Below are 16,875 nucleotides of genomic sequence, written 5' to 3'. Positions count from 1 at the left end.
GCGGAAAGCCGCCTTGACGATCGCACGGCGGCGTCTTAAGGTCGCGAAAATTGCTAGATCATTATCGAAACTTTCGAGCGTCGCCGTCGTAGTCGTCCCAGAAAGCGAAGATCCCCATGAAGCCGATCCGCCTCGTCACCGCCGCGCTCGCCGCGATGGCGCTGTCCTCGCCATTGGCACTGGCGGCCGCCGCCTCCCCCGCCCCCACGGGTGACCTGACGCCCGGCCACGCCAAGAAGGACACCCTCCGCTGGGTCGCGCCCAAGGGCTTCTACATCGGCACCGCCGCAGCCGGCGGCGGACACCACGAAGAGCAGCCCTACCCCGACCCGTTCACCAAGGACCTCGAGTACCGCGGAGTGCTGGCCGCGGAGTTCGGCTCGGTGTCCGCCGAGAACCAGATGAAGTGGGAGTACATCCACCCCGAGCAGGGCCGCTACAACTTCGGCATGGCCGACGCCATCGTGAAGTTCGCCCAGCACAACCGCCAAGCCGTCCGCGGGCACACCCTGCTGTGGCACAGCCAGAACCCGGAGTGGCTGGAACAGGGCGACTTCACCGCCGACGAACTCCGCGCGATCCTGCGCGACCACATCACCACCGTCGTGGGCCGCTACAAGGGCCGGATCCAACAGTGGGACGTCGCCAACGAGATCTTCGACGACTCCGGCAACCTGCGCACCACCGACAACATCTGGATCCGCGAACTCGGCCCCGGCATCATCGCCGACGCCTTCCGCTGGGCACACCAGGCCGACCCCAGGGCGAAGCTGTTCTTCAACGACTACAACGTGGAGAGCGTCAACGCCAAGAGCAACGCCTACTACACCCTGATCAAGGACCTGCGCGCGCAGGGCGTGCCGGTGCACGGGTTCTCCGCCCAGGCGCACCTCAGCACCCGGTACGGCTTCCCCGGCGACCTGGAGACGAACCTGAAGCGGTTCGCCGACCTCGGCCTCGGCACCGCCATCACCGAACTCGACGTGCGGATGGACCTGCCGGCCGACGGCGTGCCGACCGCCGAGATGCTCGCCAAGCAGGCCGACTACTACCGCCAGACCCTCACCGCCTGCCTGAACGTCAAGGGCTGCAACTCCTTCACGATCTGGGGCTTCACCGACAAGTACTCCTGGGTGCCGGTGTTCTTCACCGGACAGGGCGCCGCGACCGTGATGTGGGAGGACTTCACCCGCAAGCCCGCCTACCACGCCCTCCAGTGCACGCTCGCCAAGGCTTCCGCAGACCGCGGCCAGCACCACCCGCACCTCCCCGCCTGCGCGAAGTAACCCCACCGCAAGCCATCGGTCCCCGCCCGAACCACCGGGCGGGGACCGATCACCATTCGGGATCATGGGCCGATGGCGACCATCGTGGCTCTCCACGCCCACCCCGACCACGCCCACCCCGACGACGAAGTGCTGCTGACCGGCGGCACCCTCGCCCGCGCCGCCGCCGACTTCCACCACCGGTGTTCGGTTTGCTCCTCGGTCGCGAGTGGTTCATCGACGGCTCGTCCGGTGACGAAGTTTAGTCAACACTGAAGCAATAGTGAGCTCAAATTTCACCCGAACGCGATCACCGCGCAGCAGACCGCCAACGTCAGGCACAGCGGCGAGTAGTAGCGCAGGTCCAGCCGGGCGAACTCGGTCGACCTCCGCGACGACACGACCAACCCGCCCGCCCCACGCAGCAGGAGCACCGCCGCCACGCCCGCCGTCCCCACGACCGGCAACCACGACGGGCCGGGCACGCCGACCAGGTCCGCCCGCCCCACCACCAGGTAAGCGGCCAGTGCGAGGAGAACCGCCACCGCGAGCGTCATGCCGGGCGACGGCAGCTTATCGGGCGGCACATCGACCACTCGCCGAGAGGCGACCGCCGCGCCGACCCCCAACCCGGTCACACCGGCGTTGGAGCCCGTGTTTCAGTCGATGCCCGGATGGTCGACGAGTTCGAGGCTGCGTTGCCAGAGTTCGCGACGCGCCCCGGCGTCGTATGCCTGGGCGTGGGCCTTGGTCTCGCGAGTTCGGTCGAAGAACCGACCGGTGGTTCCGGCGAGGGCATCGTCGGCGACGAGGCGGCATGTCGCGGCAACGCCTTCGTCGAGGCTGTCGATGTGGTGGCCGACCTCGTCCAGGACGATCTTGGTGGGCATGAAGGTCGCCGGGTGCAGGCTGTTGACCGTGACTTCGGTGGCGGGCAGGCGGCCGGCGAGTTCGAAGCCGGACATGATCTGGGCCAGTTTGCTCTGACCGTAGGCACGGGTGCCGCTGTAGCCGTGCTCGATCATCAGGTCGGTGAAGTCGAGCGGGTGCTGACCGAGGGACGCGACGTTGACGATCCGGGCCGGTGCCGACTTCCGCAACAGCGCGAGCAGTTCCAGCGTGAGCAGGAATCCGGCCAGGTAGTTCACCGCGAACCGCAGCTCGTAGCCGTCGGCACTCGTCTGCCGGGTGCGTCGGTCGGGGTGGCCGGTGCCGATGCCGGCGTTGCTGACGAAGACGTCGAGCCGGTCGGTCATGCCGCGCACGTCCGCCGCGAGCCGGCGGACCTGCGCCAGGTCGCTCAGGTCCGCGAGGACGGTGTGCGGGCGGCGTCCGCCCTGAGTCTGCTGGATGGCGTTCGCGGTGTCCTCGAGCTTGTCGGGGTCGCGCCCGTGCAGGATCAGGGTGGCGCCGTCCGCCGCGAGTCGGTGTGCGAGAGCGCGGCCGAGGCCGTCGGTGGCTCCGGTGACGAAGACGGTCCGTTGTCGGTTCATGCGCGTGCCTTCCGGGTCGGGGCCGGAAAATCCGTCAGCGGGTCAGTGGGGCGAAGACTGCGTGACGGGAGCCGACTACGCGGTCAGAGCGCCCATCGTGCGGTCGATCAGCACGCTGTAGGGCGTCTTGCCATCGCAGGCTTTCCAGGCGTCCGTGGCGACTTCCGCGCAGGCGAGCGCGGAGGCGACGAGCGCGCGGGCACGGGTGTCCTCGGCGTCGGCCGGGTCGGCGCCGAGCCGGCGGGAGACCTCCGGCACGAGCAGGTCCCGCCAGGCCTGCTGCTTCTCCCAGTGGCGGGCCTTGAGGGACGGGGTGTCGCTCAGCATCCGCACGAACGCCAGGGACCTGTCGGGATCGTCGGCATTGACCTGGGCGAGCACGTCAAAGGCACGGAGCAGAGAATCCCAGGGCCGTTCGTCCGCGGGGCGTGCGGCGAACGCCGCGGCGATCTCGCGGCCGAGGTCTTCGAGATTGCCGAGGACGACGTCCTCCTTCGTGCCGAAGTACCGGAAGAAGGTGGCCCGCGACAGCCCCGCCTCGGCGGCGATCTGGTCGACGGTCGTCTTGTCGAAGCCCTGTTCGGCGAAGAGGCGGAACGCCACGGCGCTGACCTCGGCCCGCATCGCCTGTCTTGTCCGGTCGCGCAGGGTCGACGGCGTCGTGCCGGGTCCGTGGGGTCTCGGTGCGTCAGCCATGCCCAGGAGTCTACCGCTGGGCTCATATTGAGACTTGGTCGCAGCATGATGTAGCGTCGCTCTCGTAGACCTCGTAACACCAACGGGAGCACCGCATGAGCAAGATCTGGTTCGTCACCGGTTCGTCCCGCGGCTTCGGCCGTCACTTCGTCGAGGCGGCGCTGTCCCGCGGCGACAAGGTCGCGGCGACCGCCCGCAACACCGATTCCCTGGCCGATCTGGTCGCCGCCCACGGCGACGCGGTCCTGCCGCTGGCCCTGGACGTGACGGACAAGGCCGCCGTGACCGCGTCCGTCAAGCAGGCCCATGAGCACTTCGGGCGGCTGGACGTCGTCGTCAACAACGCGGGCTACGGCCTGTTCGGCGCCGTCGAGGAGCTCAGCGAGTCCGACGTCCGCGCCCAGTTCGAGACCAACCTGTTCGGCGCCCTCTGGGTGACCCAGGCGGTCCTGCCGTACCTGCGCGCCCAGGGCAGCGGCCACATCGTCCAGATCTCCACCATCGGCGGGGTCACCGCGTTCCCCAACCTGGGCGGCTACAACGCCTCGAAGTGGGCGCTGGAAGGTCTGTCCGAGGCCTTGGCGCAAGAGGTCGCGGCGTTCGGCATCAAGGTCACCCTCGTCGAGCCCGGCGGTTACGCCACCGACTGGGCGGGCGCCTCCGCGGCCCAGGCCCAGCCGCTGGCCGCCTACGACGGTGTGCGCGAGGCCGTGGCCGCCGCGTTCGCCAACGTCACGATGGGCGACCCCGCCGCCGCGGGCCCGGCGCTGCTGAAGATCGTCGACGCCGAGAACCCGCCGCTGCGGGTCTTCTTCGGCACCTTCCCCCTCCAGATCATCCACGACGTCTACGCCGGGCGGCTCAAGACCTGGGAGGAGTGGGCCGAGGTGTCCGCCGAGGCCGAGGGCGTCCCCGCCTGAGCCACCCCCGGAGCACGGTCAGGCCGACTCGCCCGCGTCCCGTTCCCGCAGGTACCGGGTGTGGTCGGCCTGCTGGTTCACGTCCGCCGCGTACACGCGTTCGGCCAGGCGGTGCGCCTCGGCCTCCAGCAGCCCCAGCTGCGTCACCAGCTCGTCCCCCGGACTCGGCTCACCGCCCGCACGCTGCTTCGCCGCGAACCACCACGGCAGGTTCAGGTACGTCTGCACGGACAGCGGCAGGTCGGTGCGCGCCAGGCGGACCACGGTGTGCCGCAGGTCCGGGTTCGCGGCCAGGGCGGCGGGTCGGGCGAGGAGGTCGCCGAGCACCGCCGCGATCCGGCCCACGGCCGCCACGGCGGGTTCGGGCACGCGGGACGCCTGCGCGCCCACCTCGCGCACCAGGCCGTCGAGGTCCGCGCGGAGCTGTCCGGCCTCGGTGACCGCGTCCACCGGCACCAGCCGGATCTTCTCCGGCGGCGCGAGCAGCGCGCCCACCGCGTACAGCCCGGCCACCACCACCGGCCAGATCCCGCCGACCACTCCGGTCAGGTACAGCAGCACGCCGACGAGACCGCCGACGCAGCCGACGAGGTTCTTGGTCGAGCCCAGGTAACGGATCATTGGTAGCCGCGGATCTCCTGGAACACCTCGCCCAGCTGCGCGTTGCGCGCGTCGAACACCTTGCCGCCGGTCATGGTGGCCACCTGGCCCAGTTCCGCGCTGCTGCCCTCGCCGAACAGCACGGTGAACACCGGGATCTGGCGCAACGACGCGGGCACCGAGCCGAACGACGCCTGGAACTCCTCCAGGCCAGAGCCGTTCGCGTTCTCGCCGTCGGTCATCAGCACGATGGACGTGAACCGGTCCGGGTCGGCCGCGACCAACGGCTCCATCACCTCGTAGGCGCGGGACAGGCTGTCGTAGATGGCCGTGCCGCCGCCTTCCCGCAGCCCTTCCGCGTACGCCTTGATCTCCGCCAACCCGGCCTGCGGATCACCCTCGGGCAGGGTGAACGTGCGAGGTGTGCCGGGAGTCGTGTTGAACGGCAGCATGGTCACCTCTTCCCGGCTGCGGAACTGGCGGAAGCGGCCGGTGAGCGAGCCGTCCGCACCGGTCAGGCCGGCCAGCGCGGACCGCAGCGACGCGATCCGGTCACCCGCCATCGAACCGGACGTGTCGAGCACGTACAACGTCCGCGACGGCCGCCGGATCTCGTTGAAGTAGGCCGAGAGCAGGGCGTCGACCGAGTCCCGCGCGGCCGGGAACGGCAGCTCGACCAGGTCCCGCACGGTGAACCGGGAGTCCAGCTCGACACCGGGCACGACCGGCCGCCGGTGCGTGGTCTCCATGATCTTGCGCTGCACGTCCGGCGTGCGCAGGTGGTCGGTGAGCCGTTGGTGGGCGTCACGCGCGTCGTTACCGGCGTCGGTGAGCAGGGTCAACGGGTAGTCCGCGGTGACCACGCCGTCGCTGGGGTAGACCACGGTGAGCGGTTCGGGCAGGTTCCCGGCCGCGTTCATGGACAGCAACACCGACTCGTAGTTGATCAGCCCGTCGACCTGCGCGCCGGGGTCCTGGCCGGATGCCCGGCGCTGGTAGGCCTCCGACAGCCAGCCCGACGACCCGGCGGACAACGCCTGTGCACTGAAGAAGCTCTTGAGCTGCGGCGTCACCGCGGCGATCTGGCCCGCGTCCACGGCGTTGCCCGCACCGGCCAACGCGGACGCGACACCCACCAGCGCGGAGAAGCCGGAGTTGGACGACGACGGGTCGGTCATGCCGTAGCTGAACGCCTTGCGCCCGGCCTGGTCGGCGATCTCGCCCCAGCCGACCCGCTTGTCCGCCCACCCCAACCGCTTCGCCGACGCCCCGGACAGGCCGAGCACCACCGGCGAACTCATGATCTTGACCTGGTTGCCGAGTCGTTTCGCGGCGTCCGGGATGCCCGCCGGGTAGCGGTTGGAGGAGAACCAGACGGCGTCGTACTTGCCGTCCACCTCGCCGTTCGCCAGCGCCTCCGCGCCCTCCAGGGTGCCGGTGAAGGTGAACTTCACCTCGATCCCGGTGGCTTTGGCGGCCTCGTCCAGCACCGGCTGCATGTCGGTCAACTCGCTGCCCGCGAGCACCCGCAGCACGCCTGGTTCCGCCGGGCCGACCGGCGCGGCCGGGTCCGGGTACGGGTCGTCGGTGCACCCGGCCAGCAGCGCGGCGAGCACGAGCCCCGTCCCCACGAGCGCAGTCCTCATCTGTCCCCCTCGACCGCCGCCGCGTCGTGCGAGCGGCGCAAGTGCTCTTCGGCGCGGCGGATCTCGTCCGACAGCGACTCGACGGTCACCGCCATCGTGCGCACCGCGTCCGCCCGGTAGCCGTCGACCGCGTCGATCGCCGCGTAGATCCGGTCGAACGACGCGCGGATCGTCTCCACCGCGACCGCCGGGTCGCTGCTCGCCCGGCGGATCTCGGCGCTCTGCAGGTCCAGCAACTCGGTGTTGGCCCGGATGAGGCCGTCCGTGGTGGCCTGCAACGCGGCGACCTCGTCCAGTACTTCGCGTTGGCTCGCCAGGGCGCCGCTGACCAGCAGCGCGGTGCGCAACGCGGCCACGGTCGTGGACACCGCGCGTTCCACGCCCCGGATCAGCTCGTCGTTGTTGCGGCGCACCAGGTCCAGCGCCAGGTAGCCCTGCGCGCTGACCGCGAGCTGGGTCAGCAGGTCCTGGTGGCGTTGCCGGATCGGGTGCTGCACGTCGGCGCGCAATGCGCGTGCTCTTGCCGGGTCGGTCAGGTCGAACACGTCGGCCTGCCGGTCGATCGCCGCGTCCACCGCCTCGGCGAACGCGGCGGCCTCGGACAGCTTGCCCATGGCCCGCCACAGCCGCTCCCGCTCGCCCTTGATGGCGGCGTTGTCGCGGCGCAGCTGGTCCTGCCGGTTGCGCAGGTCCACGACCAGCGCGTTCACCGGCTCACCCGCGGCGCGGTAGCGGTCGAGGGCCTTCTTCGCGGCGTTGGCGGCGGGGAAGACCTTCAGCAGCTTGCGGCCGGTGATCGGCAGCTTGCTCGGGTCCAGTTCGGCGACCGTGCGGCGCAGCCCGGACAGCGAGGTGGTGACCTGCACCTGCGGCGAGTTGTCGCGCAACGCGCGGGCCGAGCGGTCCAGCATCGCGCCCGCCACGCCCGCCGCGGCACGCATGTCCGCCTCGCCCACCGCGAGCACGTCGTCCAGCACGGTGGTGAACTCCGGTGACCGGACGTCCAGCGCCTGCAGGCGTTCGGCGAACCGCTCGGCCCGGCGGTCGATGTCCTCGCGCACGTCGTCGCCGAGCGCGACCAGCCCGGCCGCGCGTTCGACCGGGATCGGGGCCACCGGTTCCGGCGGGGTGAGGGTGAAGTCGTCCATCACTTCGCGACCGCGTCGAGCAGGCGTTCCAGCGTCTCGAACGACGGCGGCTCGACCGCGTCCACCAGGTCGGTGGGCGCCTTGTCCCCGACCACCTCGGCGAACACGCGCGGGTCGCTGGTGCGGAAGCCGAACGTGGCGGCGAGCTTGGCCAGCTCGGGGTCGGTGCTCAGCAGCCGTCCCACCTGGTCGCCCTTGTCGGACAACGGGACCAGCGTGTGCTTGGAGTAGACCGTCGGCGCGAGGTAGAGCAGGCGCATGTCCTGGCGGATCGAGCCGTCGGCGCGCAGCACGCGGTCGAGGTACTGGGACTCGTAGATCAGCGCCAGCGGCGTCTTGCCCATGCCGGCCGCGAGGTAGTCCTCGAACGGGCCCTCGGTGCTGTTCTGCGTGTAGCCCTGGTCGCGGAAGAGCCTGGCGACGTCGGGCAGGACGGTCGCCTCCTGTTCCGGCGTGCCGACCACGGTGTTGCCGTTGGCCACGAACGACACGATCGACAGGTACATCGCGGCGGAGTTCGACTCGCCCGGGTTGGTCGTGGTGATGAGGACGTTCTTCCGCGCCGGGTAGGCGGTGTTGCCGGGCAGCTGGTCCCAGCGGGTGCCCGCCTTGGTCAGCTCCAGGTACTTGGCCACGTCGAGCACCTGGTAGTCGCCCGCGCCCTTGGTCACCACGCCGGCCGCTTGCAGCAGCTGCACGATCGGCTCGAACGTGGCCACGGCCATCGGCGACTGGAACGGCGTGTAGGCGGCGGTCGTCTTGCGGTCGCGCTGGATCCGCTGCGCGGCGGGCGAGGACGCCGGGAACGCGAACTCGTACTTGCCGAGGTCGAGGGAGGTGGCGATCTGCCGGGAGCCGGCCGTGTCCACCTCGACCTTCAGGCCGTGCCTGGCGAACGCGTCGACCACGCGCTGATCGCTGAAGAAGGCCAGCTTCTCGGACCCGGTGACGCCGCGCACGGTGGTCAACTCACCTTGCGCGCCGCCCTGTGCGTCGTCCGAAGGGCTCCACACGACCACCGCGACGACGGCGGCCAACAACACCACGGCCAAGCCGATGGACAACCGGCGCTTCACTGGACCCGCTCACCCCCGTGTTCACCCTGATCATCTCGCCCGCTCGACTCGTTTGACGCGCGAAGCGGCGATCAGCGGGCGAAGGATTGGTGAACGGAAGGTGTCGATCTCGCATACACCGCGGCGATCAGCGTAACCGCGCACGCGACGTGAGCGGCCGTGCGCGGTGAGGTGATCTCGGCGAGCGCCGGGCCGGTCAGCGCGCCGACGAACGTCGCCACCGCTTCCCCGGTGAACAGCACCGCGCTGACCCGCCCCAGCACTTCGGTGGGCGTCACGCGTTGGACGGCCGTCTGCGTGACCGTCAGGACCGCGGAACCGGACAGGCCGATGAGCACGGCGGTCGGCAGGGCGTAGGTCAGCTCTCCGGAGCTGAAGAGCAGCACGGAACCCGCGGAGGTGGCGACGAGCGCGCCGGCCAGGAGGGGGCCGGTGGGCAGTCGGTCGACCAGGGAGCGGCTCAGGGGCGCGCCGAGCAGGAATCCGACACCCAGTCCGGACAGCACGAGCCCGACCGCCGCGCTGCCGCCGAGGGTGGTGATGCCGAACGGGACCAGCAGTGCGCTGAGCGAGGCGTTCGCGGTCAGGAAGACGGTGCTGACGACGAGGAGCGATGAAGCTGTTCGTTCCGACCGGAGGAACGCGAGCCCTTCGGCCAGTTCCCTGCCCACGCCGCCCGTCTTGTTGCCGCGTGGGCGCTTGGACATCAACGCGATCAGGCCGGCCGAGACCAGGTAGCTGACGACGTCCGCCAGCACCAGCGCGTGGAAGCCCACCAGGATCATCAGGGCGCCGCCCAGTGGTGCGCCGACGAGCCGGGCCACGCCGTCGCTGAGGGAGTTCAGGGCGTTCGCGCCGCTCAACGCCGTGCCGGTGCCGACGACGACCGGTGTGTGCGCTTGGGCGGCCGGTCGGAACACCACCGTGCCGGTGCTCTCGATCACCAGCGCGACGTAGACGAGCCAGAGGTCGCCGGGATCCCGTGCGAGCAGCAGCAAGGCGACGGCGGCTGCGCGCAGCACGTCGGCCGCCAGCATCACCCGCCGCCGGTCCCACCGGTCGACCAGCACTCCCGCGACCGGCCCGAGCAGCACCGGCGGCAGGAACTCCGCCGCCAGCGCCACACCCGTCGCCATCAGCGAGCCGGTGAGCCGGAAGACGTGCGCGGGCACGGCCACCACGAGCAGCCAGGTGCCGAACACGCTGACCGTCCGTGCCGCCCAGAGCAGCCGGAAATCCCCCACGCGCAACGCCGTCAGCACACGACCCACCCCCGGTGTGACTATCTCTACAAGATAGTCACACCGGCTAGTGTTCTGACAAGATTGGTCGTGTGGGACACGAACTGGGTCAACGGCTCCGAGCCCTGCGTGCCGCGAGCGGACGCACGGTGGCCGCCGTCGCCGCCGACGCGGGCCTCTCGGTGCCGTACGTGGCCAACCTGGAGAACGGCCGGGGCAACCCGACCACCGACGCGCTCACCCGGCTCGCCGAGGCGCTGGGCACCCGCCTGACCATCGGCTTCACCGACACCGACACGGCGCCCACCGAACTACCCGCCGCGCTGGTCCGCCTGGGCCGCACGTCGAGGTTCCGCCGCGACGTGCGCGTGCTGGCGGAGGCCACCGGTCAGGACACGACCGAGCTGGCCGGCCGACTGCTGGACGTCCTGGCCCGCCTGTCCGGCCTCACCGACCGCGACCTCACCGAACCCGACTGGCTGCGGCTGCTCGACGCCCTGCTGCTCATCAGCCTGCACCCGAACACCGGCAAGGCCGGGCCGTAGGCGTGCCGGGCCGTAGACGTTCAGTAGGCCATGAAGAGGATCTCGTCACGGGAGTAGTCGTGCCCCGGGTGGTTCTCCTTCAGGTGCTGCTGGGTCTTCACCACCAGGTCGTCCTCGTCCTGGCCGGTGATCTGCGCTCCACAGGGGCAGGTGATGTTGCGCTTCATCGCATCCTCCGCTGGTGATCTACACGTCGACTCTACTGACGACGGCGTGGATGTCGACCGGTTCCCCGCAGGTGCCGTCAGCCCGCCGCGCGCAACACTGCCGCCACCAGCCGGTGGTTCTCCGGCGCACCACCGCCACCGCCCGCGACGAACCGGCGTCGGGTGTAGCTGTAGGCGATCCCGCTGCGTGGATCGGCGAACGCCTGCGCGCCGACCGCACCGCTGTGCCCGAACGCGTCCGCGCCCAGCACCGGGTACCGCACGCCCTGCGCCTCGAAGCCGAGCAGGAAGTGGTCCCGCTCCCCCGTCACCAGATCGACGCCGGCGCAGTGGCGTCGGGTGAACTCCGCGAGCACGTCCGGCTTGAGCAACGGCCCCCGCCCGTCCACGGAGCTGATCACCGCCGCGTACATCCCGGCCAACCCGCGCGTTGCCGACACCGGCCGCCGACGCCTGCCCCAAAGCACGCACCTCCCGCCTGTTGGCGAACTCGACCAGGTCCAACGGCGTGTTGAACGCGAGAGCCGTGAGTCCCTTCGGCACCTCCGACGGCGGGGAGACCATCGGCTGCACCGGCGCGTAACGGGGCTCCAGCTCCTCCGGCAGCCCGAGGTAGAAGTCCAGGCCGTACGGCGACCGCACGCGCTCCTCGTACACCTCCTGCAACGTCCGCCCGGTCACCCGACGCACCACCTCACCCGTCAGCGCGCCGATCACGAAGGCGTGGTAGCCGTACCCGTCCGTCCACAACGGACGTTCACCGGCCAACCGCTCGGCGAGCAGCCGGTCGTCCGCCGACTCCGCCGCGCCGAACCCGCCCGGCACGCCGACGAGCCCGGCACGGTGCGCGAGCAGGTCCCGCAACGTCAGCCGTTCCTTGCCACCGGCCGCGAACTCGGGCCAGTACGACGCCACCGCGCGGTCCAGGTCCAGCACGCCGTCCTGCACCAGCAGCGCGACCACGAGGTACGCCGCGCCCTTGCCGGACGAGTACAGCGCGAGCAACGCGTCCTCTTCCAGCCCCGCCCACAGGTCGACCACCCGACGTCCGTGGTGGTGCACGGCGAGCTGGGCGCCGAGACCCGGCTCGGCGGCGACCACCGCCGCGAACTCGTCGCGCACAGCCTCGAAACCGGGCGCGACCGCACCTTCGACGGCCATCACGCGGCCGCGACCGCGCGGGCGAACCGGACCACACGCTCGGCCTGCACACGGGCCGCGGCGCGCACGGTGTCGTCCACGGGCGCGGTGCCTCCCGCGTCGTGGTGCGAGGTGCCGTACGGGTTGCCGTCGGCGAACTTGTCCGGGTGCGTGTAGCCGGGTGCCACCACGATGCCGCCGAAGTGGTGGAACGTGTTCGTCAGCGCCGGCAACGTCGACTCGTGACCGCCGTGCAGCGTGCCGGTCGAGGTGAAGCCGCTGTAGACCTTGTCCGCCAGCAGCCCCTGCTGCCACACGCCGCCGAGCGTGTCGAGGAACTGCTTGAGCTGCGAGGCGACGTTGCCGAACCGGGTCGGCGTGCCGGCGGGCGAAGCTCGTCGTGCCGACCGAGCGCGGGCGCGCCCAGATGGACCGGTCCGACGCGATCGTGGCCGCCATCGAGCAGCGCCTCGCCGAACGCGTCGGCGAGGACGCGTTCGGCGAGTTCAAGCGGCTGTTCCGCCAGGTCGCCGAGGACCAGCGGTCCTGGAGGGCCTGAGCTACCGCCGGCGCAGGACGCGCGGGTCGGCGTCGAGGTCGTCGCCCAGGCGCAGGGTGATGAACTCGTTGTTGTCCGGTTTGCCCGGTGTGCGGCCCGACGAGGACGGGAAGTTGTTGTCGTTGAGCACGCCGATGGTGCGGTCGTCCAGGATCACCACGTCCTCGATCGTGGTGAACGGGAAGGTGAAGGTCTCGCCGAAGCCGCCGACCTTGCGGGGGTTGGCGATGTCGAGCAGGTCGGCCACGAGGGTCTTGTCCAGCTTGCCGTCGTGGTCGCGGTCCCGCTTGTCGGCCAGGTAGACGCGCTTGACGCGGGCGTCCACGCCCTGCGCGCCGTCCCGTTCGATCACCAGCAGCCGGTTGCGGTCCACGGTGATCGCGTCGCCGATCGCGTGCTCCGGCTTGTCCAGCTGGTAGGTCCAGTGGGCGCCGGTGTACCGGCCGCGCTCCAGGTCGAACTCGTTGAGCCGCAGGGTGCCGGGCTGGTCACCGGCGACCGTGCCCTCCAGCAGGGCGTCCAGCGTGCGGCCGTCGACGGACAGCGCCAGGCCCTCGTACCCCTTGCTGCCGCCGAGGTTCGGCGTGCCCGCCGGGTTCTCCGGGGCGAAGACGCCGGGCAGCGGCACGGGCGGGGCGAGCAGTCGACCCGCGCGGTCGAAGTGCAGCAGGTACGGGCCGAACTCGTCGCCCATCCAGTAGCTGCCGTCGTTGGCGCGCACGATCGACTCCACGTCGAAGTCCGCGCCGGTCAGCACCCGGTCGGGTCGGGTCAGCGGGAACGGCACGTGCCCGTTCGGGTCGGTCAGCGTGACGCCGCCGACCACGTCCACCGCGCCGGTGGTGAAGTCCGGGCCGATCCGGTGCACGCGCAGGGTGAAGTCGGCGCTGTTGGCCTTGGTGCCGAAGCCGTTGTCGGACAACACGTCGAACGTGCCGTCGGCGTTGCGCAGCACACCGCTGAAACCCTGCACCGGCTGGTCGGCGAACGGCGGCACGATCCCGTTGACCGGGGCCGTGCCGAGCGCCGCGCCGGACGGCTCGCTGGCCGGCACGAACGTCGCGGCGGGCAGCGCGGCGAACCCGGTCAGCGTGGCGCGCCCGAAGTCGTGGCGGCCGGTGGGCTCGGCCGACCCCGGCACCGCCACCGATGCCAGGACGAGCGCGGACAGTCCGATGACCAGCGGTCTCCTCATAGCGTTCCGTTCTGCCGTGGCGCGCCCTCTCGGGGCACGCGGTGCGCGGAACGCTAGGAGCGGCCGGTGAACATCCGGTGTCTTGCGAGGTCACGTCCGGTGGACCGCAGTGATCCGTGCAGATCGGTTCGCACACGCCTCGACTCGGCCGGTCGGGCGTCAGGACAGGCGGCTGCTCTCGCGCGACACGGGCGAACCGGGACCGGCCGTCAGGTCGCCGACGGCCCGCTTGTCCAGCAACGTCAGGAACGCGTCCACCAGAGCGGGGTCGAACCGGGCGCCGCGTCCGGACCGCAGTTCGCGCACCGCCTGCTCGTGCGTCAACGCCCGCCGGTGCGGGCGGTCGGCGCGCATCGCCGCCCACGCGTCGCACACGGACAGGATCCGCGCCTCGATCCGGATGTTCTCCCTGGTGAGGCCGGCCGGGTAGCCGGCGCCGTCCCAGCGCTCGTGGTGCTGGCGGATCACTTCCGCCACCTCGCCGTGGTCGGGCAGCACGCGGACCATCCGAGCGCCGCTGTCCGGGTGCTCCTGCAGGAGGTGCCACTGCTGGTCGGTGAGCGGACCGGATTCGGTGAGCAGGTCGTCCGGCAGCACGATCATGCCGACGTCCAGCAGCCGTCCCGCGCGGTGCGCGGTGCGGATCTCGCCCGGGTCGCGCTTCAGGTGCTCGGCGACGGTCCGCGCCCACTCGGCGATGGCCAGGCTGCGCCCGGGACTCGCCACGCGCAGGTCGACCAGGTCCGCGACCTGGTTCAGGTAGTCCACCGCGACGTCCTCCCGGTGTTCGGTGAGCGATGTGCCACCGGCGACCGCGCGGTCACGGCCAAGGTCCTTGGCCAGGTACAGCGCGCGGTCAGCCGCCGACACCAACGCGGACGCGGTGCCGTAGTGCGGCGCGAACGCGGCGGTGCCGGCCGAGAGCGTAACCGTCATCGAACGCCGACCACTCACGGCGATCGGATGGTGTGCGACACCGTGCCTCAGCCGTTCGGCCAACCGGTGCAGGTTTTCGGCGTCCACACCGGTCGCGATCAGCGCGAACTCCTCCCCGCCGTACCGCGCGAGCACGCGGTCCGGCCCGGCGACGGCGCGCAGCCGGTTCGCCACCTCGACCAGCACCCGGTCGCCCGCCGGGTGCCCGAACCTGTCGTTGATCGACTTGAAGCGGTCGACGTCGAGGATCACCACGCCCAACGGCCTGCCGGCGCGCCGGGCCCGCGCCACCTCGTCCGCCAACCGCGCCTCGAAGTACCGGCGGCTGCGCAGCCCGGTGAGGCTGTCGGTGATGGCGAGGCTGCGCTGGTCCACGATCAGGCCCGCGAGCCGGGTCGCGGTCAACGCGAACAGCACCGCGCACCCCGCCGCGATCACCGGCACGTCCCGGCGCACGCCGTGCGCGTGCTGCACCACCAGCATCACCGGTCCGATCAGCGCACCCGCCGACAGGAACCCCAGCCGTGGCCAGCTCAGCCGCAGCGCGGGCACGTCGACCGCCTGCGCGATCCGCCCCATCGACGGGTGCAGGGCGCACGCGCCCAGCGCCAGGTTGCCGGTCAGCCAGACCGCGTCCAGGAAGTTGCCCGCCGCGTAGCTGACGCTGAGGCGTTGCAGCACGTACACCGTGTCGGCGGCGAGGGTCGCGGCCAGCCAGAAGGTGAGCAGCATGAACGACACGTCACGCCGGCCGCCGCCGAACAGCAGCCGCAGCGAGACCAGCAGCAGCACCAGGTCCATCGACGGGTACGCCAGCGACGTCATCTCGACCAGCATCGGCGTGCCCAGGCGCGTCTGCGGGCCGATCACGAACACCCACGACAGCAGGCCCGCGACCACGGTGAGCGAGGCCGCGTCGAGCAGGCTCGGCAGGTCGCGGGCCGCGCGGCGTTGCCGGATCAGCATGAGCAGCCCGACCACGACGAGCGGGTAGTGGCCGAGGTAGAAGACGTCCGCGAGCGACGGGTAGTTCGTCTCGTTCAGCACGTAGTGCGAGGCGTAGAACGTGGTGTCGGCCAGGGCGGCGATCAGTTGGCCCACCCCGAGCACGGTCCACGGCGCGCGGGGGTCGGGCTTGTTGCGGCGGACACCCCACCACACGGCGAGGGCCGCGGACGTGCTCACCGCGCAGTAGACGACCACGCGCAGCGGGACCGTGCCGACGAAGATCGGCAGGGCGTAGTAGACGACGATCGACAACAAGCCGAAAACCAGGTAACCGATCCACAGGTGGTGCTGCTTTTCGATCGGGATTCCGCGGTTTTCGACCGACGTGACTCCGGCGACGCGCAATCCCCGCTCTCCCTACTGCGACCCACGACGACGACACTGGCGACAACACTGGTGTTCGGCAAGGCGGAGCCATGAGACCGGCACCGGGGAGTCCGCGTCAATCCCTGTTGCCGAGTCTTCATCCGCGAAACCGTGCCGCACGCGCATCCGCACGCGCTCGGACGCGTCGATAGGGTGCATATTTGTCATGCCTGTCGACGATGACGGGACGGCCCGGATGAGGGGTGGCGATGGCGGAGAACGCGGCAGGCCTGCTGGAGCGGGTCCGGGACGAGCTGAGGGGCGACGGGGGTGCGAACCGGCTGGTGCCGTCGATCGCCCGCGGCGAGGCGCCACCGGCCACGTTGAAGGTGTTGGCGGCCGAGGAGCACCGCATCGTCCGGAGCGATTGGCGAGCGTTCCTCACGTTGGCCGCCCAGTCGACCGAACCGGCGCAGCGCGAGTTCTTCGCGGCGGTCGCGGGAGGCGAAGGACTGGCGTTGGGCAAGTTGTCCGATTTCGCCGCCGCGTGCGGTCTGACCCCGGATGACGTGGCCGCGCACCGGCCGTTGCCGGGGTGCCAGGCATATCCGTCGTACGTGGCCAGGCTGGCGTTGGACGGAAATCCGCATGACGCGCTCCTCGCGATTCTGGCGAACTTCGCGGAATGGGGCGGCTATTGCGCGGCGATCGCCGCCGCGCTGCGTGAGCACTACGATTTCGACGACGCCGGCTGTGCGTTCTTCGACTTCTTCGCCGAGCCCGCGCCGGAGTTGGACGCCCTCGGGCTGCGTGCGCTTGACCAGGTACTCGCGACCGGCTGGGAGCCGTCCGGGGCGCTGCCCGCCGCGCTCCTCCTGCACTCCTACGAACTGATGTTCTGGAACACACTCGCCGACCTCCCCTAACCCGAGAG

General features: G+C 70.9%; 17 protein-coding genes and 1 pseudogene. 6 read left to right on the top strand and 12 right to left on the bottom strand.

Annotation, left to right across the window (positions count from 1 at the left end; all coding sequences use genetic code 11):
- The first annotated feature begins 116 nt into the window (after positions 1-116).
- Together FM051_RS05175 and FM051_RS05170 are read left to right on the top strand one after the other, a co-directional pair.
- A complete protein-coding gene (locus tag FM051_RS05175; RefSeq protein WP_158841212.1) occupies positions 117-1,286 on the top strand; it encodes an endo-1,4-beta-xylanase in 1,170 nt (389 codons plus the stop codon).
- 72 nt (positions 1,287-1,358) lie between these two features.
- The gene (locus FM051_RS05170; RefSeq protein ID WP_158841210.1) at positions 1,359-1,541 is read left to right on the top strand and encodes a PIG-L family deacetylase; all 183 of its coding nucleotides are present in this window, start codon (positions 1,359-1,361) and stop codon (positions 1,539-1,541) included.
- A 20-nt stretch (positions 1,542-1,561) separates the two neighbouring features.
- Here FM051_RS05170 and FM051_RS05165 read toward each other — a convergent pair whose 3' ends face one another.
- From FM051_RS05165 to FM051_RS05155, 3 genes are all read right to left on the bottom strand, one after another.
- Positions 1,562-1,903, bottom strand: coding sequence for a DUF3995 domain-containing protein (locus FM051_RS05165; protein WP_274383475.1), 342 nt, complete (start codon positions 1,901-1,903; stop codon positions 1,562-1,564).
- A 21-nt stretch (positions 1,904-1,924) separates the two neighbouring features.
- Entirely contained in the window at positions 1,925-2,758 is an 834-nt protein-coding gene (locus FM051_RS05160) for an SDR family NAD(P)-dependent oxidoreductase (RefSeq protein WP_158841206.1), read from the bottom strand.
- Between the two features lie 75 nt (positions 2,759-2,833).
- Positions 2,834-3,454 carry a TetR family transcriptional regulator gene (locus FM051_RS05155; RefSeq protein WP_158841204.1) on the bottom strand — a complete coding sequence of 207 codons (621 nt, stop codon included), beginning with the start codon at positions 3,452-3,454 and terminating at the stop codon, positions 2,834-2,836.
- A gap of 95 nt (positions 3,455-3,549) precedes the next feature.
- Here FM051_RS05155 and FM051_RS05150 point away from each other — a divergent pair, with 95 nt between their 5' ends.
- The gene (locus FM051_RS05150; protein ID WP_158841202.1) at positions 3,550-4,374 is read left to right on the top strand and encodes an SDR family oxidoreductase; all 825 of its coding nucleotides are present in this window, start codon (positions 3,550-3,552) and stop codon (positions 4,372-4,374) included.
- Positions 4,375-4,392: 18 nt separating this feature from the next.
- On the opposite strand, the gene FM051_RS05145 is transcribed toward FM051_RS05150, so the two are convergent.
- From FM051_RS05145 to FM051_RS05125, 5 genes are all read right to left on the bottom strand, one after another.
- Positions 4,393-4,995 (bottom strand): hypothetical protein, encoded by a 603-nt coding sequence (locus FM051_RS05145; protein ID WP_158841200.1) that lies wholly within the window; start codon positions 4,993-4,995, stop codon positions 4,393-4,395.
- On the bottom strand, positions 4,992-6,620 hold the full coding sequence (locus tag FM051_RS05140; protein ID WP_158841198.1) for a substrate-binding domain-containing protein: 1,629 nt from the start codon (positions 6,618-6,620) through the stop codon (positions 4,992-4,994). Before FM051_RS05140 ends, FM051_RS05145 begins: the two co-directional genes overlap by 4 nt.
- Complete coding sequence (locus FM051_RS05135; RefSeq protein WP_158841196.1) at positions 6,617-7,768, bottom strand: toxic anion resistance protein; 1,152 nt, start codon at positions 7,766-7,768, stop codon at positions 6,617-6,619. The genes FM051_RS05140 and FM051_RS05135 overlap by 4 nt, the downstream gene beginning before the upstream one ends.
- The gene (locus FM051_RS05130) at positions 7,768-8,844 is read right to left on the bottom strand and encodes a hypothetical protein (protein WP_158841194.1); all 1,077 of its coding nucleotides are present in this window, start codon (positions 8,842-8,844) and stop codon (positions 7,768-7,770) included. The genes FM051_RS05135 and FM051_RS05130 overlap by 1 nt, the downstream gene beginning before the upstream one ends.
- Before the next feature lie 71 nt (positions 8,845-8,915).
- Positions 8,916-10,115, bottom strand: a complete 1,200-nt coding sequence (locus FM051_RS05125; protein ID WP_158841192.1) for an MFS transporter — start codon at positions 10,113-10,115, stop codon at positions 8,916-8,918.
- 62 nt (positions 10,116-10,177) lie between these two features.
- Between FM051_RS05125 and FM051_RS05120 the strand changes: the two genes are divergently transcribed.
- Positions 10,178-10,630 (top strand): helix-turn-helix domain-containing protein, encoded by a 453-nt coding sequence (locus tag FM051_RS05120; protein ID WP_158841190.1) that lies wholly within the window; start codon positions 10,178-10,180, stop codon positions 10,628-10,630.
- Between the two features lie 20 nt (positions 10,631-10,650).
- Here FM051_RS05120 and FM051_RS05110 read toward each other — a convergent pair whose 3' ends face one another.
- The gene (locus FM051_RS05110) at positions 10,651-11,958 is read right to left on the bottom strand and encodes a serine hydrolase (RefSeq protein ID WP_238412143.1); all 1,308 of its coding nucleotides are present in this window, start codon (positions 11,956-11,958) and stop codon (positions 10,651-10,653) included.
- Positions 11,958-12,308 (bottom strand): annotated as a pseudogene (locus FM051_RS05105) (NADPH-dependent FMN reductase family protein); the annotation flags it as partial. The gene FM051_RS05110 and the pseudogene FM051_RS05105, both read right to left, overlap by 1 nt.
- A 29-nt stretch (positions 12,309-12,337) precedes the next feature.
- Here FM051_RS05105 and FM051_RS50395 point away from each other — a divergent pair.
- Positions 12,338-12,496, top strand: coding sequence for a hypothetical protein (locus FM051_RS50395; RefSeq protein ID WP_202918687.1), 159 nt, complete (start codon positions 12,338-12,340; stop codon positions 12,494-12,496).
- A gap of 1 nt (position 12,497) precedes the next feature.
- Here FM051_RS50395 and FM051_RS05095 read toward each other — a convergent pair whose 3' ends face one another.
- Both FM051_RS05095 and FM051_RS05090 read right to left on the bottom strand, forming a co-directional pair.
- Positions 12,498-13,691 (bottom strand): esterase-like activity of phytase family protein, encoded by a 1,194-nt coding sequence (locus FM051_RS05095; RefSeq protein WP_158841186.1) that lies wholly within the window; start codon positions 13,689-13,691, stop codon positions 12,498-12,500.
- 159 nt (positions 13,692-13,850) lie between these two features.
- Positions 13,851-15,980 carry a diguanylate cyclase gene (locus FM051_RS05090; protein WP_238412141.1) on the bottom strand — a complete coding sequence of 710 codons (2,130 nt, stop codon included), beginning with the start codon at positions 15,978-15,980 and terminating at the stop codon, positions 13,851-13,853.
- A 230-nt stretch (positions 15,981-16,210) separates the two neighbouring features.
- Between FM051_RS05090 and FM051_RS05085 the strand changes: the two genes are divergently transcribed.
- Positions 16,211-16,867 carry a thiaminase II/PqqC family protein gene (locus FM051_RS05085; protein WP_158841184.1) on the top strand — a complete coding sequence of 219 codons (657 nt, stop codon included), beginning with the start codon at positions 16,211-16,213 and terminating at the stop codon, positions 16,865-16,867.
- Positions 16,868-16,875: the final 8 nt, after the last annotated feature.

Source organism: Saccharothrix deserti, assembly GCF_009769385.1.
Taxonomy (GTDB): Bacteria; Actinomycetota; Actinomycetes; order Mycobacteriales; family Pseudonocardiaceae; genus Actinosynnema; species Actinosynnema deserti.
This window is presented reverse-complemented; position numbering and strand designations above follow the sequence as displayed.